The sequence below is a fragment of the Draconibacterium sp. genome (assembly GCF_041583095.1).
GTDB lineage: Bacteria > Bacteroidota > Bacteroidia > Bacteroidales > Prolixibacteraceae > Draconibacterium.
The window spans coordinates 1-2762 of record NZ_JBFHGM010000419.1; the positions used below are offsets into that span (position 1 = coordinate 1).

Here is a 2762-nt window from a genome sequence, read left to right on the forward strand (position 1 = left end):
CCGCGTACACAAATCGCTTCGCACTGGTTTTCCTGCGGGCACACACGACCACAAACTGCCGGCAGACTATTATATGATTTTATGCTTTTGTAGGCTTCCTGAAAATCTCCTTGTGCAATATGACCGATAAACTCAGGGATATGCACATTTACCGGGCAACCGCTTACACACGAAGGTCGTTTACACTGAATGCAACGTTTGGCTTCGTTTATCGCCTCTTCCACTGAATAACCCATTGCCACCTCGCCAAACGATTTACTTCGTTCAACCGGGTCAAGCTCCGGCATTGGCGTTCTTAGCGGCTGCATATTAAACTTGCCTTTCATTTGCGGAACTATTGGTGCTGCAGGCTTTGCTGCTTTGTTATTCTCTCCCGATAAGCCAATTCTGCAGTGATGCCCCTTTTCCTGCTCCTTGTACATTCCCTGGCGACTGGTAATTTCATCAAAATCCACCTCGTAACCGTTAAAATCGGGACCGTCAACGCATGCAAATTTTGTTTTTCCGGCAATGGAAACACGGCAACCGCCGCACATTCCGGTACCATCTACCATCAAGGGATTCAGCGAAACCGATATCGGAATATTAAACGGTTTTACTACATTAACCATCGCTTTCATCATCGGAATAGGACCAATCGCAATGATTTCATCGTAATGATTTCCTTCTTCCAATAATTTCTGAACGATGTTGGTAACGAAGCCCTTTGTTCCGAGGCTTCCATCATCGGTGGCTACGAATACGTTCTTCGCCTGGTTTGAGAATTCTTCCTGCAGAATTACAAATTCAGCACTTCGGCCACCTAATACAATGTCAATTTCTGCATTGTTTTCGGCATGCATTTTTATTTGAGGATACAAAGGAGCCGCACCAACACCTCCGCCGATTCCGAGCACTTTTTTCGGTTTATGATCGACACACGGCAAACCCAACGGGCCGGCAACATCGCTTAGATAATCCCCTACATTTTTTTGCTGAAGCAATTGGGTTGAGTGCCCCACCACCTGGTAGATCATTGTTACCGACTGCTCTTCGCGGTTAAAGTCGGCAATGGTTAGCGGGATACGTTCGCCTCCTTCTTCAACAATAATGATTATGAATTGTCCGGGTTGACATTTCCTGGCTACGTATGGCGCTTCCACAACGATCTCCTCAACGGCAGGATTCAGAATTCTTTTTCGTAATATTTTATGCATAATTTTTATCAGTCAAGGTTGGCTGTCTGTTTTTTGATTTTCGTGCAAAATTAACCGGAAGTTCAATCACCAATACAAACTTTTGTTATTCTTCGTCAGATTTAACGGTTTCAACAAAAAAGGAGCCCGAGAAGGCTCCTTTAAGTCAATTGTATGTGGTAGAAATTACTTCTTTTCTTTTAAATCCAGTTTCAGGTTTAATTCTTCTAACTGAGCTACGGCAACTGCCGATGGCGAATCGATCATTACATCGCGGCCCGCATTGTTTTTCGGGAACGCAATAACATCGCGAATCGTATCCAATCCGGCGAATAACGAAACCAGACGATCGAAACCAAACGCAATTCCGGCATGTGGCGGCGCACCATATTTAAAGGCTTTCATCAGGAAGCCAAATTGTGCTTCAGCCTCTTCTTTTGTAAAACCTAGCAGGCTGAACATTTTCGATTGCAATTCCGAATCGAAGATACGTACCGAACCACCGCCAATTTCAACACCGTTAATTACAAGGTCGTAGGCATTGGCACGTACTTTACCCGGATCGGTATCCATTAGTTCAATATCCTCCGGTTTAGGAGAAGTGAACGGGTGGTGCATCGCGTAAAAACGTTTTGATTCTTCGTCCCATTCCAACAACGGGAAGTCTACAACCCACAAAGGTTTAAATACATTTTTGTCACGCAGGCCAAGTTGTTTCCCCATTTCAAGGCGCAACTCGCCAAGTGCATCCAACATGTGTTTTTTGTCGCCGCTCATTACCAGGATCAGGTCGCCGGCTTCGGCACCTGTTTTTTCTGCCCAGGCCTTCAGGTCGTCTTGCGAGTAGAATTTATCTACCGACGATTTGAATGAACCGTCTTCGTTACATTTCACATAAACCAAACCTTTGGCCCCAATTTGCGGGCGTTTCACCCAGTTCGTAAGACCGTCGAGTTGTTTACGTGTATATTCAGCACATCCTTTGGCACAGATGGCACCAATGTATTCAGCCGAGTCGAACACCACAAAATCGTTTCCTTTTACGGTTTCGGTAATATCGTTGATCAGCATTTCGAAACGGGTATCGGGTTTGTCCGATCCGTATTTCTCCATGGCTTCAGCATAAGGCATCCACGGGAATTCATCCACCTCAACGTTCAGTGTTTCTTTGAACATGTGGCGGGTTAATCCTTCAAACATTTCCAGCACATCTTTCTGCTCCACAAAAGACATTTCGCAGTCGATTTGTGTAAACTCCGGCTGACGGTCGGCACGCAGGTCTTCGTCGCGGAAACATTTTACAATCTGGTAATAGCGGTCGAAACCGGCAATCATCAGCAACTGCTTAAAGGTTTGCGGCGACTGAGGCAAGGCATAGAACTGGCCTTCGTTCATTCGCGATGGTACAATAAAATCGCGAGCTCCCTCAGGAGTCGACTTAATTAATACCGGCGTTTCAGTCTCAATAAAGTCTTTTGAGTTCAGGTAATTACGAACGGCATGAGCCATTTTTGAGCGTAACACCAGGTTTTCACGTACTACATCGCGGCGCAAATCGAGGTAACGGTATTTCATCCGCAAATCGTC

2 protein-coding genes are annotated in these 2762 nt (G+C 45.5%); both read right to left on the minus strand.

Annotation, left to right across the window (positions count from 1 at the left end; all coding sequences use genetic code 11):
• The coding region (locus ABZB17_RS22040) for a sulfide/dihydroorotate dehydrogenase-like FAD/NAD-binding protein (RefSeq protein ID WP_372653750.1) at positions 1–1196 on the minus strand (1196 nt) is incomplete at its 3' end.
• Positions 1197–1361: 165 nt separating this feature from the next.
• Positions 1362–2762, minus strand: a 1401-nt coding sequence (gene aspS / locus ABZB17_RS22045; RefSeq protein WP_372653753.1) for an aspartate--tRNA ligase, incomplete at its 5' end; no start/stop codon positions are given.